This is a genomic window from Leclercia sp. 1548 (assembly GCF_050435045.1).
Classification (GTDB): Bacteria; Pseudomonadota; Gammaproteobacteria; order Enterobacterales; family Enterobacteriaceae; genus Enterobacter; species Enterobacter adecarboxylatus.
Window position 1 is genome coordinate 461,978 of the sequence record NZ_JBNDJP010000002.1, and the last position, 24,845, is coordinate 486,822.

The 24,845-nt window shown below is 49.3% G+C and carries 20 protein-coding genes; 19 read left to right on the forward strand and 1 reads right to left on the reverse strand.

Annotated features, from left to right (window positions below):
- The first annotated feature begins 1 nt into the window (after nt 1).
- From cpsB to ugd, 19 genes are all read left to right on the forward strand, one after another.
- Nucleotides 2-1,438 (forward strand): mannose-1-phosphate guanyltransferase, encoded by a 1,437-nt coding sequence (cpsB, locus tag ABIE02_RS07390; protein ID WP_032612386.1) that lies wholly within the window; start codon nt 2-4, stop codon nt 1,436-1,438.
- 109 nt (nt 1,439-1,547) lie between these two features.
- On the forward strand, nt 1,548-2,918 hold the full coding sequence (cpsG, locus tag ABIE02_RS07395; protein ID WP_270734913.1) for a colanic acid biosynthesis phosphomannomutase CpsG: 1,371 nt from the start codon (nt 1,548-1,550) through the stop codon (nt 2,916-2,918).
- Between the two features lie 49 nt (nt 2,919-2,967).
- Nucleotides 2,968-4,362 carry an undecaprenyl-phosphate glucose phosphotransferase gene (gene wcaJ, locus ABIE02_RS07400; RefSeq protein WP_032612384.1) on the forward strand — a complete coding sequence of 465 codons (1,395 nt, stop codon included), beginning with the start codon at nt 2,968-2,970 and terminating at the stop codon, nt 4,360-4,362.
- Nucleotide 4,363: 1 nt separating this feature from the next.
- Complete coding sequence (gene wzxC / locus ABIE02_RS07405) at nt 4,364-5,842, forward strand: colanic acid undecaprenyl disphosphate flippase WzxC (RefSeq protein ID WP_336994492.1); 1,479 nt, start codon at nt 4,364-4,366, stop codon at nt 5,840-5,842.
- A gap of 15 nt (nt 5,843-5,857) precedes the next feature.
- On the forward strand, nt 5,858-7,138 hold the full coding sequence (gene wcaK, locus ABIE02_RS07410) for a colanic acid biosynthesis pyruvyl transferase WcaK (protein ID WP_059307566.1): 1,281 nt from the start codon (nt 5,858-5,860) through the stop codon (nt 7,136-7,138).
- Nucleotides 7,135-8,355: a colanic acid biosynthesis glycosyltransferase WcaL gene (gene wcaL / locus ABIE02_RS07415; RefSeq protein ID WP_336994493.1), complete on the forward strand. Its 1,221-nt coding sequence runs from the start codon at nt 7,135-7,137 to the stop codon at nt 8,353-8,355. The genes wcaK and wcaL overlap by 4 nt, the downstream gene beginning before the upstream one ends.
- A gap of 13 nt (nt 8,356-8,368) precedes the next feature.
- The gene (gene wcaM, locus ABIE02_RS07420; RefSeq protein ID WP_144882947.1) at nt 8,369-9,754 is read left to right on the forward strand and encodes a colanic acid biosynthesis protein WcaM; all 1,386 of its coding nucleotides are present in this window, start codon (nt 8,369-8,371) and stop codon (nt 9,752-9,754) included.
- Between the two features lie 178 nt (nt 9,755-9,932).
- Nucleotides 9,933-10,829, forward strand: a complete 897-nt coding sequence (gene galF / locus ABIE02_RS07425) for a GalU regulator GalF (RefSeq protein WP_032612377.1) — start codon at nt 9,933-9,935, stop codon at nt 10,827-10,829.
- Nucleotides 10,830-11,201: 372 nt separating this feature from the next.
- Nucleotides 11,202-12,287: a dTDP-glucose 4,6-dehydratase gene (gene rfbB / locus ABIE02_RS07430; protein ID WP_336994494.1), complete on the forward strand. Its 1,086-nt coding sequence runs from the start codon at nt 11,202-11,204 to the stop codon at nt 12,285-12,287.
- Nucleotides 12,287-13,186, forward strand: coding sequence for a dTDP-4-dehydrorhamnose reductase (gene rfbD, locus ABIE02_RS07435; RefSeq protein ID WP_230430796.1), 900 nt, complete (start codon nt 12,287-12,289; stop codon nt 13,184-13,186). Before rfbB ends, rfbD begins: the two co-directional genes overlap by 1 nt.
- A gap of 52 nt (nt 13,187-13,238) precedes the next feature.
- A complete protein-coding gene (gene rfbA / locus ABIE02_RS07440) occupies nt 13,239-14,117 on the forward strand; it encodes a glucose-1-phosphate thymidylyltransferase RfbA (RefSeq protein WP_032612370.1) in 879 nt (292 codons plus the stop codon).
- A 220-nt stretch (nt 14,118-14,337) separates the two neighbouring features.
- On the forward strand, nt 14,338-15,600 hold the full coding sequence (locus ABIE02_RS07445) for a flippase (protein ID WP_032612368.1): 1,263 nt from the start codon (nt 14,338-14,340) through the stop codon (nt 15,598-15,600).
- Between the two features lie 4 nt (nt 15,601-15,604).
- Nucleotides 15,605-16,570 (forward strand): glycosyltransferase family 2 protein, encoded by a 966-nt coding sequence (locus tag ABIE02_RS07450; protein WP_032612366.1) that lies wholly within the window; start codon nt 15,605-15,607, stop codon nt 16,568-16,570.
- Nucleotides 16,560-17,333 (forward strand): glycosyltransferase family 2 protein, encoded by a 774-nt coding sequence (locus tag ABIE02_RS07455; RefSeq protein WP_032612364.1) that lies wholly within the window; start codon nt 16,560-16,562, stop codon nt 17,331-17,333. Before ABIE02_RS07450 ends, ABIE02_RS07455 begins: the two co-directional genes overlap by 11 nt.
- Nucleotides 17,334-17,345: 12 nt before the next feature.
- Entirely contained in the window at nt 17,346-18,482 is a 1,137-nt protein-coding gene (locus ABIE02_RS07460; protein WP_117385319.1) for a glycosyltransferase family 4 protein, read from the forward strand.
- On the forward strand, nt 18,469-19,662 hold the full coding sequence (locus tag ABIE02_RS07465; protein ID WP_059307571.1) for a hypothetical protein: 1,194 nt from the start codon (nt 18,469-18,471) through the stop codon (nt 19,660-19,662). The genes ABIE02_RS07460 and ABIE02_RS07465 overlap by 14 nt, the downstream gene beginning before the upstream one ends.
- 20 nt (nt 19,663-19,682) lie before the next feature.
- Nucleotides 19,683-20,786, forward strand: coding sequence for a glycosyltransferase (locus ABIE02_RS07470; protein ID WP_032612357.1), 1,104 nt, complete (start codon nt 19,683-19,685; stop codon nt 20,784-20,786).
- A gap of 123 nt (nt 20,787-20,909) precedes the next feature.
- Nucleotides 20,910-22,316, forward strand: a complete 1,407-nt coding sequence (gene gndA, locus ABIE02_RS07475; RefSeq protein WP_032612355.1) for an NADP-dependent phosphogluconate dehydrogenase — start codon at nt 20,910-20,912, stop codon at nt 22,314-22,316.
- A gap of 252 nt (nt 22,317-22,568) precedes the next feature.
- Nucleotides 22,569-23,735 (forward strand): UDP-glucose 6-dehydrogenase, encoded by a 1,167-nt coding sequence (gene ugd / locus ABIE02_RS07480; RefSeq protein WP_032612353.1) that lies wholly within the window; start codon nt 22,569-22,571, stop codon nt 23,733-23,735.
- 47 nt (nt 23,736-23,782) lie between these two features.
- Here ugd and ABIE02_RS07485 read toward each other — a convergent pair whose 3' ends face one another.
- A complete protein-coding gene (locus ABIE02_RS07485) occupies nt 23,783-24,787 on the reverse strand; it encodes an NAD-dependent epimerase (protein WP_032612350.1) in 1,005 nt (334 codons plus the stop codon).
- Nucleotides 24,788-24,845 lie beyond the last annotated feature (58 nt).

The following is a 24,845-nucleotide window of genomic DNA, read 5'->3' on the forward strand; positions in this document are numbered from 1 at the left end:
CATGAGTAAAAATACGTTGTACCCGGTGGTGATGGCAGGTGGCTCTGGCAGCCGGTTGTGGCCGCTCTCCCGCGTGCTCTATCCGAAACAGTTCCTCTGCCTGAAAGGGGAACTTACCATGCTGCAGACGACGGTGAACCGTCTCAATGGCGTGATGTGTGAAAGCCCGGTGGTGATCTGTAACGAACAGCACCGTTTCATTGTCGCCGAGCAGCTGCGTCAGCTGAACAAACTGACCGAAAATATCATTCTGGAGCCTGCCGGCCGTAACACCGCCCCGGCCATCGCCCTGGCAGCCCTTGCAGCCCAGCGCAGCAGCCCGGATTGCGATCCGCTGATGCTGGTGCTGGCAGCCGACCACGTGATCCAGCAGGAAGATGCCTTCCGCGACGCCGTGCGTTCAGCCATTCCGTATGCCGAAAGCGGCAAGCTGGTGACCTTCGGCATCGTGCCGGATCTGCCGGAAACCGGCTATGGCTATATTCGCCGTGGCAACGTCACCCCAGGCGAGGGCGAGAGCCTGGCCTTTGACGTGGCGCAGTTTGTCGAAAAACCCAATCTGGAAACCGCGCAGGCCTACGTCGCCAGCGGTGAGTACTACTGGAACAGCGGCATGTTCCTGTTCCGCGCCGGCCGTTATCTGGAAGAGCTGGAGAAATACCGCCCGGACATCCTAAACGCGTGCCAGCAGGCAATGGCGACCGTTGACCCGGATCTGGATTTTATTCGCGTCGATGAAGCGGCGTTCCTCGCTTGCCCGGAAGAGTCGGTGGATTACGCGGTAATGGAGCGTACTGCCGATGCGGTCGTCGTCCCAATGGATGCTGGCTGGAGCGACGTCGGCTCCTGGTCTTCACTGTGGGAGATCAGCGCCCAGACCCCGGAAGGCAACGTCCATCACGGGGACGTGATCAGCCATAAAACAGAGAACAGCTACGTCTATGCCGAATCCGGGCTGGTGACCACCGTCGGGGTGAAGGATCTGGTGGTGGTACAGACCAAAGACGCGGTGCTGATTGCCGATCGCAACGCGGTGCAGGACGTTAAAAAAGTGGTGGAGCAGATTAAGGCTGATGGCCGTCATGAGCACCACATTCACCGTGAAGTTTATCGCCCGTGGGGCAAATACGACTCGATTGATGAGGGCGATCGCTACCAGGTCAAACGCATCACCGTTAAACCGGGCGAGGGGCTGTCGGTGCAGATGCATCATCACCGTGCCGAGCACTGGGTGGTGGTAGCGGGCACGGCCAAAGTGACCATCGACGACGTGGTGACGCTGCTGGGTGAAAACGAATCGATCTACATCCCGCTGGGGGCGACCCACTGCCTGGAAAACCCGGGAAAAATCCCGCTCGATCTGATTGAAGTGCGCTCCGGCTCGTACCTGGAAGAGGACGATATTGTCCGCTTTGAGGACAGGTACGGCAGGGTTTAGCACTCACGCATTTTGCCCGGTGGCGCTGCGCTTACCGGGCCAATGAAAACAAAAAATTTAATTGGCCCTGTCCGGGTCGGGCCAACTGTTGCCTGAATAAGGGGTAATGATGCAAAAATTAACCTGTTTTAAAGCCTACGATATTCGCGGCAAGCTCGGTGAAGAGCTGAATGAGGACATTGCCTGGCGCATTGGCCGCGCGTACGGCGAATATTTAAAGCCGAAAACCATTGTGCTGGGTGGCGACGTGCGTCTGACCAGCGAATCCCTGAAACTGGCCCTGGCAAAAGGGTTGCAGGATGCGGGCGTCGACGTGCTGGATATCGGTTTATCCGGCACCGAAGAGATCTACTTTGCCACCTTCCATTTAGGTGTCGATGGCGGGATCGAAGTGACCGCCAGCCATAACCCGATGGACTACAACGGCATGAAGCTGGTGCGCGAAGGCGCCCGCCCAATCAGTGGCGACACCGGCCTGCGCGACGTTCAGCGTCTGGCGGAAGCCAACGATTTCCCGCCGGCGAACGAAGCCAAACGCGGCAGCTATAAAAAAATCGATCTGCGTGACGCCTATATCGACCACCTGCTGGGCTACATCAACCTGGCGAACCTCAAGCCGCTGAAGCTGGTTATCAACTCCGGCAACGGTGCGGCTGGTCCGGTAGTCGATGCCCTTGAAGCCCGCTTTAAAGCGCTTAACGTGCCGGTGACCTTCGTTAAAGTCCATAACACCCCGGACGGCACGTTCCCGAATGGCATTCCTAATCCGCTGCTGCCGGAATGCCGCGCCGATACCCGCAACGCCGTGATTGAGCATGGCGCAGACATGGGCATTGCCTTTGACGGCGATTTCGACCGCTGCTTCCTGTTCGATGAAAAAGGGCAGTTTATCGAGGGCTATTACATTGTCGGCCTGCTGGCAGAAGCCTTCCTCGAGAAAAACCCTGGCTCACGCATCATTCACGACCCGCGTCTCTCCTGGAACACGGTGGATGTGGTCGCTGCGGCGGGCGGTACGCCGGTGATGTCGAAAACCGGGCATGCGTTTATCAAAGAGCGGATGCGCGAAGAAGATGCCATTTACGGCGGCGAGATGAGCGCTCACCACTACTTCCGTGATTTTGCCTACTGCGACAGCGGGATGATCCCGTGGCTGCTGGTTACCGAACTGCTGTGCCTGAAGGGACAGTCGTTGGGCGAGCTGGTCCGCGACCGCATGGCGGCGTTCCCGGCGAGCGGAGAGATCAACAGCACCCTCGCCGCGCCTGCCGAGGCGATTGCCCGCGTGGAGAACCACTTTGCCCTGCACGCGCTGGAAATTGACCGCACCGACGGCATCAGCATGACCTTCCCCCAGTGGCGCTTCAATTTACGTTCGTCAAACACCGAGCCGGTGGTGCGCCTGAACGTGGAATCCCGCGCCGATGCGGCGCTGATGGCAGCGCGAACGCAGGACATTATGGCGCTGTTGAATCAGTAATCCTTGCCCCTCTCCCGACGGGGGAGGGGACCCTGAAACAGGAACAACGATGACAAATCTAAAAAAGCGCGAGCGAGCCAAAACGAATGCATCGTTAATCTCTATGGTGCAGCGTTTTTCTGATATCACCATCATGTTCGGTGGCTTGTGGATGGTGTGTAAACTCAGCGGGCTGCCCTTCCTCTATATGCATCTGCTGATGGCGCTGATCGCGCTGGTGGTTTTCCAGATGATCGGCGGGATGACCGATTTCTACCGCTCATGGCGTGGCGTCAAGATCGCCACCGAACTCCTGCTGCTGTTGCAGAACTGGACCTTGAGTCTGGTCTTCAGCTTCGGGCTGGTGGCCTTCAACAACGACTTTGATAATCGTTTTGCCACCTATTTTGCCTGGTATCTGCTCACCAGCGTGGGGATGGTGGTCTGCCGATCGCTGATCCGCTACGGTGCCGGCTGGCTGCGTAACCGCGGCTACAACACCCGCCGGGTGGCGGTGGCCGGGAGTATGCCCGCAGGGCTGGCGCTGCTTGACGGCTTCCGAAAAGAGCCGTGGCTGGGGTTCGATGTGGTCGGTGTTTATCATGACGCGCAGCCCGGCGGCGTGTCGGCTGACTGGGCCGGTAACTATTCCCAGCTGGTTGACGATGCTAAAGCCGGCAAGATCCACAACGTCTATATCGCCATGCCGATGAGTGACGAGGCCAGAATCAAAACCCTGATGCGCAAACTGGCAGACACCACCTGCTCGGTGATCCTGATCCCCGATGTCTTCACCTTTAACATCCTGCATTCCCGCATTGAAGAGGTGAATGGTGTGCCGGTGGTGCCGCTGTATGACACGCCACTCTCGGGGCTTAACCGGGTACTGAAGCGCGTGGAGGATATTGTCCTCTCATCCCTGATCCTGCTGCTGATCTCCCCGGTGCTCTGCGCCATCGCGCTGGCGGTGAAGATCACCTCCCCGGGGCCGGTTATTTTTCGCCAGACCCGCTACGGCATGGACGGTAAGCCCATTATGGTGTGGAAATTCCGCTCCATGAAGGTGATGGAGAACGACCAGGTGGTGACCCAGGCGACGCAAAACGATCCGCGCGTCACCCGCGTCGGTAATTTCCTGCGCCGCACCTCGCTGGACGAATTGCCGCAGTTTATCAACGTCCTGACCGGCGGCATGTCGATTGTCGGCCCGCGCCCGCATGCGGTGGCCCATAACGAGCAGTATCGCGCCCTGATTGAAGGCTACATGCTGCGCCACAAAGTGAAACCGGGCATCACCGGCTGGGCGCAGATCAACGGCTGGCGCGGTGAGACCGACACCCTTGAGAAGATGGAAAAACGCGTTGAGTTCGACCTGGAGTACATCCGCGAGTGGAGTCTCTGGTTCGATATCAAAATCGTTTTTCTCACCGTCTTTAAGGGCTTTGTGAACAAAGCGGCGTATTAACATGAGCTTACGTGAAAAAACCCTCAGCGGGGCAAAGTGGTCGGCTATCGCCACAGTGATCATCATCGGCCTCGGGCTGGTGCAGATGACAGTGCTGGCGCGCATCATTGATAACCACCAGTTTGGCCTGTTGACCGTCTCGCTGGTGATCATCGCCCTGGCCGATACGCTGTCGGACTTCGGTATCGCCAACTCGATCATCCAGCGTAAGGAGATCAGCCAGCTGGAGTTAACCACGCTCTACTGGCTGAACGTCGGCCTCGGTGCGCTGGTGTTCGTGGCGCTGTTTCTGCTGAGCGATGCCATTGCCCTGGCGCTGCACAACCCGGAACTGGCCCCGCTGATGCGCGCCCTGTCGTTTGCTTTTGTGGTGATCCCTCATGGGCAGCAGTTCCGCGCCCTGATGCAAAAAGAGCTGGAGTTCAGCAAAATCGGCATGATTGAAACCAGCGCGGTGCTGGCCGGGTTTACCTTTACCGTGGTCAGCGCCCACTTCTGGCCGCTGGCGATGACGGCCATCCTTGGCTATCTGGTGAACTCTGCCGTACGCACGCTGCTGTTCGGCTACTTTGGCCGCAAGATTTACCGTCCGGGTTTTCATTTCTCCCTCTCTTCGGTGTCGTCCAACCTGCGCTTCGGTGCCTGGCTGACCGCCGACAGCATCATTAACTATGTGAACACCAACCTCTCGACGCTGGTGCTGGCGCGCATCCTCGGTGCCAGCGTGGCGGGGGGCTATAACCTGGCCTACAACGTGGCGGTGGTGCCGCCGATGAAGCTTAACCCGATCATCACCCGCGTACTGTTCCCGGCGTTCGCCAAAATTCAGGACGATACCGACAAGCTGCGGATCAACTTCTACAAGCTGCTGTCGGTGGTGGGGATCATTAACTTCCCGACGCTGCTGGGGCTGATGGTGGTCTCCGGCAATATGGTGCCGCTGGTGTTCGGTGAAAAATGGATCAGTATTGTGCCGATCCTGCAACTGCTGTGCGTGGTGGGCCTGCTGCGCTCCGTCGGCAACCCGATCGGTTCGCTGCTGATGGCGAAAGCCCGCGTCGATATCAGCTTCAAATTCAACGTGTTTAAAACATTTCTGTTTATTCCGGCGATCGTCATCGGCGGCCATCTGGCGGGCGCGATGGGGGTGACGCTGGGCTTCCTGCTGGTGCAAATCATCAACACCGTGCTGAGCTACTTCGTGATGATTAAGCCGGTGCTGGGTTCCAGCTATCGGCAGTACATCCTGAGCCTGTGGCTGCCATTTTACCTGTCGCTGCCGACGCTGGCGGTGAGCTATGGCCTGGGCATCGCCCTCAACGGGCATCTGCCTCTTGCCGCGCTGCTGGCGGTGCAGGTGGCTGCGGGTGCCGTGGCCTTTGCCGTGATGATTGTGCTGTCGCGTAATGCGCTGGTGGTAGAGATTAAGCGTCAGTTCTGCCGCAACGAAAAGATTAAAACGCTGCTTCGCGCAGGCTAATTTTAAGAGGTCATTATGAAATTACTGATTCTGGGCAACCATACCTGTGGTAACCGTGGTGACAGCGCCATTTTGCGCGGCCTGCTGGATGCCATTTACACCCTGTCGCCTGAGACCGAAGTCGATGTGATGAGCCGTTACCCGGTCAGCTCCTCCTGGCTGCTGAACCGCCCGGTAATGGGCGATCCGCTCTACAGCCAGATGAAACAGCACAACAATGCCGCAGGCGTGATGGGCCGGGTAAAGAAGGTGCTGCGCCGCCGCTATCAACACCAGGTGCTGCTGTCGCGTGTCACCGACACCGGTAAGCTGCGCAATATCGCCATCGCCCAGGGTTTTACCGATTTTGTTCGTCTGCTCTCTGGCTACGACGCCATCATCCAGGTGGGCGGTTCCTTCTTTGTTGACCTCTACGGCGTGCCGCAGTTCGAGCACGCGCTCTGTACCTTCATGGCGAAAAAGCCGCTGTTTATGGTCGGCCACAGCGTTGGGCCCTTCCAGGATCCGCAGTTCAACCAGCTGGCAAACTATGTGTTTGGCCACTGCGATGCCCTGATCCTGCGCGAGTCGGTAAGCCTGAATCTGATGCAGCGCAGCGAGATAGACACCCGCAAAGTGGAGCAGGGCGTCGATACCGCCTGGCTGGTGGATCACCAGGAGGCGAACTTTACCCCCAGCTACGCCGTACAGCACTGGCTGAACGTGGTCGGGCAGCAAAAAACAGTTGCCATCACCCTGCGCGAACTGGCCCCGTTCGACAAACGGCTGGGTACCACCCAGGCGGCCTATGAGAAGGCCTTTGCCGAGGTGGTCAACCGGGTATTGGACAGCGGCTACCAGGTGCTGGCGCTCTCCACCTGCACCGGGATCGACAGCTACAACAAAGATGACCGCATGGTGGCGCTGAATCTGCGCCAGCACGTCAGCGATCCGTCGCGCTACCACGTGGTAATGGACGAACTCAATGACCTCGAAATGGGCAAACTGCTGGGAGCCTGCGATCTGACCGTGGGCACGCGTCTGCATTCGGCGATCATCTCGATGAACTTTGGTACGCCAGCCATCGCCATTAACTACGAACACAAGTCTGCCGGGATCATGCAGCAGCTGGGCATGCCGGAGATGGCGGTGGATATCCGCCATCTGCTGGATGGCTCCCTTGGGGCGATGGTGGGTGACACCCTCGGCCAGTTGCCGGCCATCAACGACCGCCTGGCGGTGGCGGTCAAAGCCGAACGTGAAAACGGCATCAGAATGGTGAAATCGGTGCTGGATCGGGTCGGGGAGGGCAAATGAAGGTTGGTTTCTTCTTACTGAAATTTCCGCTCTCGTCCGAAACCTTTGTGCTGACCCAGATCACCGCGTTTATTGATATGGGTTATGACGTGGAAATTGTCGCCCTGCAAAAGGGCGACACGCAAAATACCCACGCGGCATGGACGCAGTACGACCTGGCCAGCAAAACCCGTTGGCTGCAGGATGAACCGCAGGGCAAGCTCGCGAAGCTGGGCTACCGCGCCCGCCAGACCCTGCGTGGGCTGCATCGCCCGGGCACGTGGAAAGCGCTAAACGTTTCCCGCTATGGCGCTGAGTCGCGCAACCTGATCCTTTCCGCCATCTGCGGCCAGACGGTACGCCCCTGGCGCGCGGATGTGTTTATCGCCCATTTCGGCCCTGCGGGCGTGACGGCAGCCAAGCTGCGTGAGCTGGGGGTCATTGACGGAAAGATTGCCACTGTTTTCCACGGGATCGACATCTCCAGCCGGGAGGTGTTGGCGCACTATACCCCGGAATATCAACGCCTGTTCCAGCGCGGCGATATGATGCTGCCAATAAGCGATCTCTGGGCCGGACGGCTCAAAAGTATGGGTTGCCCGGCCGAGAAGATCACCGTCTCGCGCATGGGCGTGGATATGCAACGCTTTACCCAACGGCCGGTGAAGACCCCGGGAAGCCCGCTACAGATTATCTCTGTGGCGCGTCTGACCGAGAAAAAAGGGCTGCACGTGGCGATTGAGGCCTGCCGCCAGCTGAAAGCGCGTGGGGTTGCTTTTCACTATCGCATTCTCGGCATCGGCCCCTGGGAGCGCCGCCTGCGAACACTGATCGAACAGTACGAGCTGGAAGACTATGTTGAGATGCCGGGGTTTAAACCCAGCCATGAAGTCAAAGCCATGCTCGATGCCGCCGATGTCTTCTTATTGCCGTCAGTCACCGGTACCGATGGCGATATGGAAGGGATCCCGGTGGCGCTGATGGAGGCGATGGCGGTGGGGATCCCCGTTGTCTCCACCGTTCACAGCGGCATTCCCGAACTGATCGAACCCGGCCACTCCGGCTGGCTGGTGGAAGAAAACAATCCGGCGGCGCTTGCCGGGCAACTGGAGCGCTTTGCCGCGCTTGCCGACCACGAACTTTCGCCCGTGCTGCACAACGCGCGCCGGAAAGTAGAGACCGATTTCAATCAACACCTGATTAACCGGCAGTTAGCCACTCTGCTTCAGACGCTTTAAAAAGGGAGGCGATATGCCGAAAGAGATGACGCGACGCGCGTTTGTCACCACCTGTTCCGTACTGGCCGCCGCACCGCTAATAGGCGTGCGGGCCGCAGCAAACAACGCCACGGTGGACATCAGTCGCTATAACCATCGTGACTGGATCGCGGCGTTCAAAAAGGCCTTTACCGAAGGCGACACGGTGGTGGTACCCGCCGGGCTTACCTGCGATAACATCAACACCGCCATTTTTATCCCCGAGGGCAAAACCCTGCGCATCCGCGGCGCGCTGACCGGCAACGGACGCGGGCGGCTGGTGTTGCAGGATGGCAGTAAGGTGATTGGAGAAGGGGAGGGGCGCAGCGAAAACATCACCCTCGACGTCCGCGGTTCTGACTGTGTGATCCAGGGGCTGGCGATGAGCGGTTATGGCCCGGTGACCCAGATTTATATCGGCGGCAAAAAACCGAGAGTGATGCGTAATCTGGTGATCGACAACCTGCGGGTCACTAAAGCCAACTATGCGATCCTGCGTCAGGGTTTCCATAACCAGGTGGATGGCGCACGGATCACTAACTGTCACTTCAGCTATCTGCAGGGCGATGCCATTGAGTGGAACGTGGCGATCAACGACCAGAACATCCTGATCTCCGACCACGTTATCGACCATATCGACTGCACCAACGGTAAAATTAACTGGGGCATCGGCATCGGGCTGGCCGGCAGTACCTATGATAATGCCTACCCGGAAGACCAGGCGGTGAAGAACTTTGTGGTGGCCAATATCACCGGCAGCAACTGCCGCCAGTTAGTGCACGTTGAGAATGGCAAACACTTTATTATCCGTAATGTTAAAGCCAAAAATATCACCCCGGATTTCAGCAAAAAAGCGGGCATTGATAACGCCACGGTAGCGATATATGGCTGTGATAATTTTGTCATCGATAATGTTGAAATGACCGGCAGCGCAGGCATGTTAATTGGGTACGGTGTGATTAAAGGCAATTATTTGTCGATACCGCAGAATTTTCGCCTCAACAATATCCATCTCGACAACCAGAAACTTGCGCGAAAGCTGCGCGGAATACAGATCTCCTCCGGCAATGCGACCTCGTTCGTGGCCATCACCAATATCGAGATGAAGCGTGCCACGCTTGAGTTACATAATAAACCGCAGCATCTTTTTATGCGTAATATCAACGTGATGCAGGATTCCGATGTCGGGCCAGCCCTGAAGCTGAACTTTGATCTGCGCAAAGATGTGCGCGGGAAATTTATGGCTCGCAAAGAGACGTTGCTGTCGCTGGCCAACATTAACGCGATTAATGAAAAGGGCCAAAGCTCGGTGGATATTGACCGGGTCGATCACCATACCATTAACACGGAACGGCTGAATTTTAGTCTGCCAAAGCGCTAGAAATTAACCAGACGGCATTTTGCGAAGATTCCTGGAATTGAAGCGCGCGGATTCGGATTGCAACTACTGGAATTTAGACGATAGTTGCGTAACATCGTCATCAGATTTGTAGCAATCCGTGCTGGCGAAACCATGCTAAAGAGCTATAATTCGGCAACCATTTTAAGGTGGAAGAAATATGATTAATTTGAAAGCGGTTATTCCGGTAGCTGGTCTGGGCATGCATATGCTCCCGGCCACAAAAGCCATTCCTAAAGAGATGCTGCCGATCGTTGACAAGCCGATGATCCAATACATCGTCGACGAGATTGTTGCTGCAGGGATCAAAGAAATCGTTCTGGTGACCCATTCTTCAAAGAATGCGGTAGAAAACCACTTCGACACCTCCTACGAACTCGAAGCCCTTCTGGAGCAGCGCGTTAAGCGTCAGCTGCTGGCAGAAGTGCAGTCCATCTGCCCGCCAGGTGTGACTATTATGAACGTTCGCCAGGCGCAACCGCTGGGGCTTGGTCACTCAATCCTGTGCGCGCGTCCTGTGGTCGGCGATAACCCGTTTGTGGTCGTGTTGCCGGACATCATTCTGGACAACGCCTCTGCCGATCCGCTGCGCTACAACCTTGCTGCAATGGTGGCGCGTTTCAACGAGACCGGCCGTAGCCAGGTGCTGGCGAAGCGTATGAAGGGCGATCTGTCCGAATACTCTGTCATTCAGACCAAAGAGCCGCTGGATTCTGAAGGTAAAGTCAGCCGTATCGTTGAGTTTATCGAGAAACCGGATCAGCCGCAGACGCTCGACTCCGATCTGATGGCCGTTGGCCGCTATGTGCTCAACGCTGAAATTTGGGCTGAGCTGGAGCGTACCGAGCCAGGCGCATGGGATCGTATTCAGCTGACGGATGCTATCGCGGAGCTGGCGAAGAAGCAGTCTGTCGATGCGATGCTGATGACCGGTGACAGCTACGACTGCGGTAAAAAAATGGGATACATGCAAGCCTTTGTTCAGTATGGTCTTCGTAACCTGAAAGAAGGGCAAAAGTTCCGGGAAAGCATGAAGAAACTACTAACCAAAGACTAACGATTGGTTTGTCGTTGACTAAACGGCAGTGGATCATTCCAGGCTTTTATAAGCCATGTGAATGACACTGCCGTTTTCTTTTTAAATATTTTCTTAATTTTCAGTGGCTTAATCGCTGTTTTTTTGTATGGCTGGCTTGCTTTTTTCCCTTGTTTCTACACGCATTTAAGACGACAATTATTAATTGACTTAAACGCGACCCTGTCACGATTTGTCGGGGAAAGGCGATTACATACCTCTCAATATGATCACGTTCAGTGCACTGGTAGCTGTTAAGCCAGGGGCGGTAGCGTGTCTGATTTCTGAATATTCGCTTTAAGGCATTTTCAGAAATCCATTATCCCAATGTAAACATTTAACGGAAAATAACGCGTGAAAATTCTTGTTACTGGTGGTGCCGGTTTCATCGGCTCTGCGGTTGTACGACATATTATTCAAAACACCCAGGATTCGGTGGTTAATGTCGATAAATTGACCTACGCCGGTAACCTGGAATCTCTGGCTGACGTGAGCAACAGCCCGCGTTACGCTTTTGAGCATGCCGATATTTGCGACAAAGCGGCATTGGACCGTATCTTTGCCGAGCATAAACCTGACGCGGTGATGCATCTGGCAGCCGAGAGTCACGTTGACCGTTCGATTACCGGCCCGGCTGCGTTTATCGAGACCAATATCGTTGGGACTTACGTGCTGCTGGAAGCGGGCCGAGCGTACTGGTCAACGCTGGACGATCAGGCGAAAAAAGCGTTCCTTTTCCATCATATCTCCACCGACGAAGTGTATGGCGATCTGCCGCACCCGGACGAACATCCTGCGTCTACCGAGCTGCCGCTGTTTACCGAGACCACGGCGTATGCGCCAAGCAGCCCCTATTCAGCCTCGAAAGCGTCCAGCGATCACCTCGTGCGCGCATGGTTGCGTACCTACGGCTTCCCGACCATCGTCACCAACTGCTCAAATAACTACGGGCCTTATCACTTCCCGGAAAAACTGATCCCGCTTGTGATCCTTAACGCCCTGGACGGAAAAGCGCTGCCGATTTACGGCAAGGGCGATCAGATCCGCGACTGGCTCTATGTCGAAGATCACGCCCGTGCGCTCTATACGGTAGTGACCCAGGGTAAACCAGGCGAAACCTACAACATCGGCGGCCATAACGAGAAACAAAACCTGGATGTTGTGCATACTATTTGCGATCTGCTTGATGAGATCGTGCCAAAAGATGGCTCTTATCGCGATCAAATTACCTATGTTACTGACCGCCCCGGCCATGATCGCCGTTATGCCATCGATGCGGATAAGATTAGCCAGACATTGGGCTGGAAACCGCAGGAAACCTTCGAGAGCGGGATCCGTAAAACGGTGGAGTGGTATCTGGCTAACACCCAGTGGGTCGAGAACGTCAAAAGCGGCAACTATCAATCCTGGATTGAACAGAACTACGGGGAACGTCAGTAATGAATATCCTTTTGTTCGGCAAAACAGGGCAGGTGGGTTGGGAGCTGCAACGCTCGCTTGCTCCCCTTGGTAACCTGATTGCCGTCGATGTTCACTCCAGCGAATATTACGGTGATTTCAGCAATCCAGAAGGCGTAGCGGAAACCGTGCGTCGCATTAAGCCAGATGTGATTGTGAATGCGGCGGCGCATACGGCCGTAGATAAAGCCGAATCAGAAGCAGAATTCGCCCAGTTGCTGAATGCCACAAGCGTTGAGGCCATCGCTAAAGAGGCGGCTAAAATCGGTGCCTGGGTTGTACACTATTCTACCGATTACGTTTTCCCGGGTAACGGCGAAGAACCGTGGCGAGAAACGGATGCGACAGCACCGCTGAATGTGTATGGCGAAACCAAGCTGGCGGGCGAAAAGGCTTTGCAGGCACACTGTGCTCGCCACTTAATTTTCCGTACCAGCTGGGTTTATGCCGGTAAGGGAAATAACTTTGCGAAAACCATGCTGCGTTTTGCAAAAGAGCGGACAGAGATGTCGGTTATCAACGATCAGTTTGGCGCGCCAACAGGTGCTGAGCTGCTGGCAGACTGCACGGCACATGCGATCCGCGTGGCGCTGAAGCAACCTGATGTTGCAGGACTTTATCATCTGGTTGCGAGTGGGGTGACTACCTGGCACGACTATGCCGCCCTGGTGTTCGACGAGGCGCGTAAGGCTGGTATTGAACTGGCGATTACTACGCTCAACGCCGTTCCTACCAGTGCTTATCCTACTCCGGCACGTCGCCCGAATAACTCCCGTCTGAACACAGATAAATTCCAGCAAAACTTTGATCTCGTATTACCTGCGTGGGAAACCGGCGTAAAGCGTATGCTGGCAGAATTGTTTACGACGACTGCGGTCTGACCTTACATTAAATGCCCGTTTACGGGCATTTTGCACATAAAGAGATGATGAAATGAAAACGCGTAAAGGGATTATTTTAGCCGGTGGTTCAGGAACTCGTCTGTACCCGGTCACTATGGCTGTCAGCAAACAACTGCTACCGATCTATGACAAGCCGATGATCTATTACCCGCTGACTACGCTGATGCTGGCGGGGATTCGCGACATTCTGATTATCAGTACCCCGCAGGATACGCCACGCTTTGAACAGCTGCTTGGTGATGGCAGTCAGTGGGGCCTTAACCTGCAGTATAAAGTCCAGCCAAGTCCGGACGGCCTGGCGCAGGCATTTATCCTGGGCGAAGAATTCATCGGCGATGACGATTGTGCGCTGGTGCTGGGCGACAACATCTTCTATGGTCATGACCTGCCGAAGTTGATGGACTCCGCGGTGAGTAAAGAAAGCGGTGCTACCGTCTTTGCTTATCATGTTAACGATCCTGAGCGCTATGGTGTCGTGGAGTTTGATAAAGACGGTACGGCTGTCAGCCTCGAAGAAAAACCGGTTGAGCCAAAAAGCAATTACGCCGTAACCGGACTCTATTTCTATGACAATAGCGTTGTTGAGATGGCGAAAAGCCTTAAGCCCTCTGCGCGCGGTGAACTGGAAATCACAGATATTAACCGGATCTATATGGAGCAGGGGCGTCTGTCCGTTGCCATGATGGGACGCGGTTTTGCCTGGCTGGATACCGGTACACATCAGAGTCTGATTGAAGCGAGTAACTTCATTGCGACCATTGAAGAGCGCCAGGGATTAAAGGTGGCCTGCCCGGAAGAGATTGCTTATCGAAAAGGGTTTATTGATGCGGAGCAGGTTAAGTCGCTTGCCAAACCTTTAGCGAAGAATGCCTACGGTCAATATTTGTTGAAGATGCTTAAAGGTTATTAACCTGACAATGTAGTTAATGTGACAACGTTGAATGCGGCACATCTCTATTTAAGCTCCTGAAAGGCCGTGATGCGTTTGAAAGGATGATGACAAGACGTCATGTCGCCGCATTCCAGACAAGTCATTTTGAATGATTGATTAATCAGATATGTGAGAAAAATCAGCCATTTCAGAAAAGGTTAAAATAAAAACACTTTTATGAACAGAAATTAATTAGCTTATGTCACTTTTGAAAAACAGCATATGGAATATGGCAGGGTATGCAATCCCAACATTAATAGCCATTCCAGCATTTGGAATCATCGCACGAAAAATAGGCGTTGAATTATTTGGCCTGTATACGTTGTCGATGATTGTCATTGGATATGCAAGCATATTTGATGCAGGTTTAACAAGAGCTGTAGTACGTGAAATAGCTTTATTAAAAGAAAATAAAGTAGACAGCAATATCGTCATTAATACATCGCTGGTCGCTATCTTTATATTAGGTGCGTTAGGCGGAGGGGCGTTATTTGTATTCAAGGATAATATCATCACCTTGCTTAATATTAGCAGCCAGTATTATTCCGATGTTTACAACTCAATCATTATTCTTGCCTTACTGATTCCTGTTTTCTTGGTGACGCAAATATTCCTCGCCGAACTTGAAGGCCGTGAATATTTTGGACACTTAAACATTCAAAAAAGCATAGGTAACTCACTTATTGCTGGTTTGCCTGTTTGCTTTGTATTCTACCAGGAAACTCTTTTCTATGCCGTATTAGGCATTGCTTTGGCAAGGATCATTTGCTTAGTATTAAGTTATTTATATGTCAGGAAAAGAATAACATTAGGTATAAAATATTTTTCACTCTCAGTGCTAAAGCGGATGTTTTACTATGGAGGGTGGGTCACCGTCAGTAATATTATCTCTCCGCTGTTGATCAGTATGGATAGATTTATCTTATCAAATATTGCGGGTGCATCGAAAATCTCTTTTTATACGGTGCCAAATGAGCTTGTAAACAGATTATCGATAATTCCCGGTTCGTTAGGTAAAGCTATTTTCCCAAAACTTAGCTGTTTGAATAATTATGATGAGTCTATTAAGCATCAAAAATATGCCTACAAGCTGATGACGCTTATCTGTTTCCCTCTGTGCCTTTTCGTATATTTGTTCGCAGAAAAAATATTAACTATCTGGATGGGTAGTCAATTTGCAGGAACATCGTCAACAATCCTACAAATTATGATTGTTGGCTTTTTCTTTAACTGCTTCTCACAAATACCTTTTGCAAATATACAAGCTTTCGGGAAAGCGAAATATACAGCTTATATTCATATGCTGGAATTTATCCCGTATATGATCCTGTTGTTTGTCTTTACAAAACAATTTGGCATTGTTGGTGTTGCCTTTTTATGGACTGCAAGGGTTATTGTTGATTTTATACTTTTGTATTATATGAGCCATAGATGTAATATTCTTATGAAGAAGCAAAGGTAAAGTGATGGTATATGTAATAGTATTAAACTGGAATGGTGCGAAAGACACATGTTTGTGTGTTAATAGCTTACTCCAGATGAATTATGATAAATTTAGAATTGTTATAGTAGATAATAAATCAACTGATGACTCATATACTACAATAAAAAATGAAGTAATCAATAAGGTCAGTGATAATAGCCAGGCTACGATAATTACTTCAGAAGATATTAATAAATATAAAGTTAAGCCTGATGAAAAAATAATTTACATTCAGTCAGACTATAATCGCGGCTATGCTGGTGGGAATAATCTTGGCGTGAAATTCGCGCTTAATCAGGATGATGCAGATTATGTCTGGGTGCTGAACAATGATACAGAAGTTGATGCCAATGCCCTCCAATATTTAGTTGATAAATGTAATCAAGATTCAAACATTGGGATATGTGGTTCTCGGTTGGTTTATTTTGATGACAGAGAAACTCAACAAGGCTTGGGTGGGTTACATAATAAATGGCTGTGTACTACTAAACAATACGGCATTGGTGAAAGTGCTCATGCTAAATATAATGATGAAATTGTTGCACAGCAAATCGATTACGTAATCGGCGCGGCTATGTTCTTTACTAAAGAATGCTTAAATAAAATTGGTTTGATGTATGAAGACTATTTTTTATATTACGAAGAATTAGATATTTGTTTGCGAGCAAGAAAGGCTAACTTCAAGCTAGGTATCTGTTCTGATAGCATTGTTTATCATAAAGAAGGTGCAAGCACGGGTGGCGGAAAGAGCAAAGTTGCAGATTTTTGCTCCATCAGAAACCGGCTTCTTGTGACTGCCAAATTTTATCCTGAATGTTACATCACAGTTTGGTTGTCTCTGTTTGGTGTTGCTTTTAACAGGGCCAGACGAAAAGAATTCAACAAGATGATTGTATGTCTTCTCATCATTTTTAGTTTTGGTAGGAAAAAATTACAACATGGAAAATAATCACAGCAAGATATTTATTTCCATTGTATCTCATGGTCATGATGATATGATTCGTGAAAGTGGGATTTTAGAACAAGTCAAAAATTATAAGGATGTATTCCTTGTAGTAAAAAATAATAAAATACATTCTTCTTTAAATGAAAATGATTCAGAATGTATCTATTTTATCAATGAGCATTTTAATCGTGGTTTTGGCGATAATAACAATATTGTTTTTAACTTCTGTAAAAATCATTTAAACATGAAAGAAGAAGATTACTTTATTGTTTTGAATCCAGATGTGTTAATTGATTTGAATGACGTAATAAAATTATGTGATTCTATGCGGCAAAATAATGAAAAAGCTGCAACAATAAATTTATATAAAGACGATTTAAAAACTGTTTATGATAATTCGATAAGGCATTTTCCAAAGTTTAAGGATTTTTTCCTTTCATATCTTGGCTTTAAAAATAAAACTATTATCGAAAAAAGCGCTGTCAATAATAAATGTATTGTTGATTGGGCTGCTGGTTCATTCCTCGCATTTCGGGCAGATCATTACGCCAGACTAGGCGGCTTTGATGAATCATTTTTCATGTATTGTGAAGATATCGATATTTGCTTTAGAAGCAAAGCAGAAGGTGTTGCTTTGGTTTATTACCCAACGATTAGCGCAGTGCATAAAGCACAGCATGCCAATAGATCATTATTCTCAAAACATTTCGTTTGGCATGTAAAAAGTATTATTAAATATTGTGCAAAAACCAAAGCTTTTTTTTAGTGGAGTACATTGATGAAAGTTGCATTTCTGTCATCCTATGATCCCACCTCAACAGGTAGTTGGTCAGGGACGCCTTATTATATGTTGTCTGCGTTAAAAAGACATAATATCGATGTTAAGGTGCTTGGTCCTATAAATTCGTTAACTAAACCATTTTTGAAAGCATTTAAACTCTTTCTTAAATTGTTTGGGATCAATTATGATTATAGTTATTCTTCAATTTTATCGTATGAGTATGCATTTCGGTTTAATAAAATTCTAAAAAAAATATCAGATGTGGATTTCATTATCGCGCCGGCAGGCTCTACTCAAATAGCACATTTGAAAACTAATATTCCGATATTATATTTATCAGACACAACCTACGACCAGCTGAAAAAATACTATAGCAATTTTAATTCTATTAATGATTCTTTCCATTATCAGGGGAGCAAGATAGAAAGAGCTGCGTTAAATAATGCTGCAATAGTTTCCTTCCCTTCAGACTGGGCTGCTGAATTTTGCGTTAAACATTACAAATTACCAGAGTCAAAAGTTAAAAAATTACTGTGGGGGGCTAATATAGTAGAACCTAATGCTCATCCGAAAATTAGAACACAAGATGATGATAAATCATTTACCTTATTATTCCTGGGCGTTGACTGGGAACGTAAAGGTGGAAAAGTAGCGTTAGAGGCAGTTGAATATTTACGTAAAAGCAAAAATATTGACGCTAAGCTTATTGTTTGTGGATGCACTCCTGAAACGAGCGAGCTTCCAGATTGGGTTGAAGTAACGGGCCGCTTAAATAAAGACATTCCATCTGACATGACTATTTTTAAAAATGTTCTCATGAAATCAGATGTACTGTTACTTCCAACAATAGCAGAATGCTATGGCATGGTGTTCTGTGAGGCGGCGGCTTATGGAATGCCAGTCGTTGCAACCAATACAGGTGGCATTAGCTCAATTGTTGTTGAAGGTGAAACTGGGTTGTTGATTGATGATCCAACCGATTCACAAGCCTTTGCAAACAGTATTTATGAAATAATAAACAATTTTGATAACTATAATCGTTATTCAAATAATGCATTTGAACGATATCATAGTCATTTAAATTGGGATGCGTGGGCGAAAAAAATAATTGAGTTAATGTATGACTATAAATAATATTAGGCCTCACAATACGAATACTTTTTTATTCTTTTTAATGCTTGTGTTTATTGCGCCTGATTTTATCTATTATAGATTAGGACTCGGGAATTTCTCGCTTTCAACGTTAGTCGCATTAACTGTTTTATTCGTTTGTTTGCGGTTGAAATGGATAACTCGTGATTGTCGTTTAGCAATTGCACTTGTCTTTTTTATATTGATATTGAATATAATTTCTAGCTTCTTTGTTAATGGTATCGCAGACCTCTTTAATATTAAAGTATATTTCTCTGTTGTATCATTACTGCTTATGGTTTACTTTGCATCTTGTTTTGCAAATAACATTAGCTATTTATCAGACTCCACTATTAAAAAAGCTTCATTTAGGATGTTTTACATTCTTTGTGCCATTGGAATGGTCGGAGCAGTGCTAATCATTGGCGGAGTAGTGCAAGATAAAAGCATGGTGTTTTTCTCTGAACCCTCTGCATTTGCCTTGATATTTTTGCCATTCTTCTCGTTTGCATTGTTTTATGCGAGAGGAACAACAACGATAATCATTTTTATCGTGTCGTTTAGTATTGCTCTTGCGGTACAGAATTTGACCTTACTGGTTGGTTTGGTCTTCTGCGTAATCGCTCTTAAAAAGGTCAGGATTTTACCTTTCGCTGTCGCTTTTTGTTTAATGTTGTTTGTCTGGACCTTTTATCAATTTACTTATGATTATACATACTTTTCCTCACGCTTAAGTTTTGCCAACTCTACTAACTTTTCTGTACTGGTCTATCTTTCTGGACTGGAACGTGCATTTTTAAACTTCACTGAAAGTTTAGGGTTGGGGACCGGCTTCCAGCAAATGGGCTACAATGGCGTCGTTGGAGAAAGCCAAAAGGTACTGGAAAGCTTAGGGGCAGGGCATTTAAATTTGTATGATGGATCATTTATAGCGTCAAAGTTTATTTCTGAATTTGGACTGATTGGCTTAATTTTCTGTATCTTATTTACGCTTAAATTTATCAAGTCTTTCATTTCGTTTAACTCGAAAAAATCCTACTCTGCTCAGCATGTGTTAGCATATTGTTTCTTACTGTCATTCATTATCCCACTTTTCATCCGTGGTGCTGGGTATTTAAATCCATATGTGTTTATGATGTTATCTTCGATGTTTATGTATCGTAATTTATCAAAAAAAGTGTAATCTGGCGGAAAGGAATATTTATGTTTATAGTTATTTCAGGCGTTAACCTCGTAGAGGGGGGAACGCTTAAAGTATTCAGAGATGCATTGATAACATTAGATAAGAATACATCGCCTGAAGATACCGTTTATGCATTGGTGCATAAAAAAGAATTGTTCAATGATCTTGTCTTCGATAATATTACGTTTATTGAATATCCTGACATCAAAAAAAGCTGGCTCAAAAGGCTCTATTTTGAGCTTGTTACATGTAAGGGTTTGAGTAAAAAATGGGGCGCAGACGTTTGGTTGGCAATGCACGATATCACGCCTAATGTCGCAGTAAAAAAGCAATTTGTTTATTGCCATAACTGCTCTACAGTTTATAAGTCTAATTTCAAAGATTTTCTTTACGAACCCAAATTCTTCCTTTTTTCTAAATTCTATAATCTACTTTACAAAATCAATATTAAAAAGAATGATGCCATCATTGTGCAGCAACGTTGGTTTGGCGAGTATTTGAAAAATCATGTAGGCGCCGAGCGGTATATTGTCTCTCGCCCTATTAACCCTGTTGTTAATGACGCGAAACCTTCATTTAGTCCTGAGCATACGGTAAATCTTTTTTATCCTGCATTGCCTCGTACGTTTAAGAATTTTGAGTTACTGCTTGATGCCCTTTCGCTATTCAATGAGAAATCGCCTGCTCATAAAGGGAAGCTAACGCTTACGTTAACGTTTTCAGAAGATACGAATAAATTCTCAAAGTATATAATAGATAAGTATAAACATGTTGAAGGTGTTAATTTTACTGGCCTGCTAAACTTCGCCCAGGTTGAACAGGCTTATAATCAATGTGATGTCGTAATATTCCCGTCATTATTGGAAACATGGGGCCTACCCATTTCAGAAGCCAAGATGCATGCGAAGCCGATTATATTGGCTGATTTACCTTATGCGCATGAAACCTTGGGTAATTATGAGTGCGCTGCTTTCATTGATCCTTATTCCGCAGAGGATTTAGCAAACCTTTTTGTTGATTTAATGGATGGAAAACCCGTTTTCAATGAAGTGAATTTGAAAAAAGATGATGAATTTTATGATTGGGATAAAACCATAAAGCATTTATTAACAACAAATAACTAATATATTTCCTATTGTTAATATTAAAAAAATTATCTTTTAAAAAAAACACTCGTTGAGTTAACATCTAAGCCACATTTCAAGCCGCGTATATGGCGCGGTGACCACACCTGACAGGAGTATGTAATGTCCAAACAACAGATCGGCGTCGTCGGTATGGCAGTGATGGGGCGCAACCTGGCGCTGAACATCGAAAGCCGTGGTTATACCGTCTCCGTTTTCAACCGCTCCCGTGATAAAACTGAAGAAGTGATTGCCGAGAACCCAGGCAAAAAACTCGTTCCTTTCTATACGGTGCAGGAGTTCGTTGAATCCCTGGAAACGCCTCGTCGCATCCTGTTAATGGTGAAAGCAGGCGCTGGCACCGATGCGGCCATCGACTCCCTGAAACCGTACCTGGAAAAAGGCGACATTATCATTGATGGCGGTAACACCTTCTTCCACGACACCATTCGTCGTAACCGTGAACTGTCAGCTGAAGGCTTCAACTTCATCGGTACCGGTGTTTCGGGCGGTGAAGAGGGCGCACTGAAGGGTCCATCTATCATGCCTGGCGGCCAGAAAGACGCCTATGAGCTGGTTGCGCCAATCCTGACCAAGATTGCTGCCGTTGCTGAAGACGGTGAACCGTGTGTGACCTATATCGGTCCAGACGGTGCGGGTCACTACGTGAAGATGGTTCACAACGGTATTGAATACGGTGATATGCAGCTGATCGCTGAAGCCTACTCACTGCTGAAAGGCGGCCTGAACCTTACTAACGACGAACTGGCGCAAACCTTTACCGACTGGAATAACGGTGAGCTGAGCAGCTATCTGATCGACATCACCAAAGACATCTTCACCAAGAAAGATGAAGAAGGTAAATACCTGGTCGATGTGATTCTGGATGAAGCGGCGAATAAAGGCACTGGTAAATGGACCAGCCAAAGCTCCCTGGATCTGGGCGAGCCACTGTCACTGATCACCGAATCGGTCTTCGCGCGTTACATCTCTTCTCTCAAAGAGCAGCGTGTTGCGGCATCTAAAGTGCTCACCGGTCCACAAACACAGCTGGCTGGCGATAAAGCAGAATTTATCGAAAAAGTCCGTCGCGCTCTGTACCTGGGTAAAATCGTCTCTTACGCGCAGGGCTTCTCTCAGCTGCGTGCCGCCTCTGATGAGAACAACTGGGATCTGAACTACGGTGAAATCGCGAAGATCTTCCGTGCCGGTTGCATCATTCGTGCTCAGTTCCTGCAGAAAATTACCGATGCATACGCTGAAAACGCGGGCATCGCTAACCTGCTGCTGGCCCCATACTTCAAGCAGATTGCTGATGATTACCAGCAAGCGCTGCGTGACGTCGTGGCTTACGCAGTACAGAACGGCATTCCTGTGCCAACCTTCTCTGCTGCAGTCGCTTATTACGACAGCTACCGTGCTGCCGTTCTGCCTGCGAACCTGATTCAGGCGCAGCGCGACTACTTCGGCGCGCACACCTATAAACGTACCGATAAAGAAGGTGTTTTCCACACCGAGTGGCTGGATTAATCTGATTTAACTCAGTCATGTAGCGAGACCCGGTGAATGTCACCGGGTTTTTTTTATTTGTAATATCCCCGTGTTGCCTAACCCTGGTCATCGGGGCAGCGTTAATGCAGCATAAAACACTACAATTGTTCCTTTCTGCAGCCGGCCATTCGCCTTGACATCAACTCAGCATACGGGGTAAAAACCCCAAAAGTTGCTTATAGCGGTGGGGCGGTTGTCGCTCCCGACACTTAACTTAAAGACGTTAATTCAATGAAAATAACAATCTCAGGAACAGGTTATGTGGGTCTCTCTAACGGGATCCTGATTGCGCAGCACCATGAAGTGGTGGCCCTGGATATCGTGCAGGCCAAAGTAGATATGTTGAACCAGAAGATCTCGCCCATCGTGGATAAAGAGATCCAGGATTATCTGACGAATAAGCCATTGAATTTCCGTGCGACCACTGACAAAGTTGACGCCTACACCGGGGCGGATTTTGTCATCATTGCCACGCCAACCGACTACGATCCAAAAACGAACTATTTCAACACGTCGAGCGTAGAAGCGGTGATTAAGGATGTGACGGCGATTAACCCGAATGCCGTGATGATCATCAAATCAACCATTCCTGTCGGCTTTACCCAATCGATCAAAGAAGAGCTGGGTATCGATAATGTCATTTTCTCACCTGAGTTCCTGCGTGAGGGCAGGGCATTGTACGATAACCTGCACCCGTCTCGTATCGTCATTGGTGAGCGCTCCGAGCGTGCGGAACGTTTTGCTGCCCTGCTGCAGGAAGGCGCCATTAAAAAAGACATCAATGTTCTTTATACCGACGCCACAGAAGCAGAAGCCATCAAACTCTTTGCCAATACCTATCTGGCCATGCGTGTTGCCTATTTTAACGAGCTGGACAGCTACGCAGAGAGCCTGGGCTTGAATACCCGCCAGATCATTGAAGGCGTCTGCCTCGACCCGCGTATCGGTAACCACTACAACAACCCTTCCTTCGGTTACGGTGGCTACTGTCTGCCAAAAGATACCAAGCAGCTGCTGGCTAACTACCAGTCCGTACCGAACAACTTAATCTCTGCGATTGTAGATGCTAACCGCACGCGTAAAGACTTCATCTCTGATTCCATTCTGGCGCGCCACCCTAAAGTTGTGGGCGTGTACCGTCTGATTATGAAGAGCGGTTCGGATAACTTCCGTGCCTCCTCCATTCAGGGGATTATGAAGCGTATTAAGGCAAAAGGCGTTCAGGTCATCATTTATGAGCCGGTGATGAAGGAAGACGAATTCTTCCATTCCCGGGTGGTCCGCGACCTGGATGCCTTCAAGAAAGAGGCCGATGTGATTATCTCTAACCGAATGGCGGAAGAACTCTCCGACGTGGCGGATAAGGTCTATACCCGCGATCTGTTTGGTAACGACTGACTTTATCAACAGCAGAAAAAAGCCCGGCAATTATGCCGGGCTTTTTTTTAAACCTTATAAAACTCGCGATACCAGTCAACGAAGTTCTTAACGCCTTCTTTCACCGAGGTCTGCGGTTTAAAGCCGATAACCTCATACAGCGCCGTGGTATCTGCGCTGGTTTCCAGCACATCACCGGGCTGGATCGGCATCATGTTTTTGTCAGCTTCAATGCCTAACGCCTCTTCCAGCGCCGTGATGTAGTCCATCAGTTCAACAGGGGAGCTATTCCCGATGTTATAGACACGATAAGGTGCGGAGCTGGTCGCAGGGGAGCCAGACTCCACCGTCCAGTTACTGTCCGCCTGGGGAATAACGTCCTGCAAACGAACAATCGCTTCAGCAATGTCATCGATATAGGTGAAGTCACGCTTCATCTTGCCGAAGTTATAGACGTCGATACTTTTGCCTTCCACCATGGCTTTGGTGAACTTGAACAACGCCATGTCAGGACGCCCCCACGGGCCGTAAACAGTAAAGAAGCGCAGGCCAGTCGTCGGCAGACCATACAGGTGGGAGTAGGTATGTGACATCAGCTCGTTGGCTTTTTTGGTCGCGGCGTACAGCGAAACCGGGTGATCCACGGAGTCATCCGTTGAGAACGGCATCTTACGGTTCAGACCGTACACGGAACTGGAGGAGGCATAAAGCAGATGCTGCACCTTATTATGACGGCAGCCTTCCAGTACGTTCAGATGCCCCACCAGGTTGGCTTCTGCATAAGCATGTGGGTTATCCAGGGAGTAGCGCACGCCAGCCTGGGCGGCGAGATGGATCACCCGATCGAATTTTTCTGTAGCGAAGAGGGCCGCCATACCGTCGCGGTCGGCCAGTTCAAGCTTATGGAAGCTAAAATTCGCGGAGGTGAGCAGATCAAGACGCGCCTGCTTCAGGTTCACATCGTAATAGTCATTAAGGTTGTCGATACCCACAACCTGATGTCCGGCATCCAGGAGCCGCTTGCTGACATGAGCGCCGATAAAGCCTGCAGCGCCAGTGACCAGAAATTTCATAACTGTCCTCATCTGTTACGTATCATGTCCGGTGCGTTAAGTACCGGATTTGGGGTAT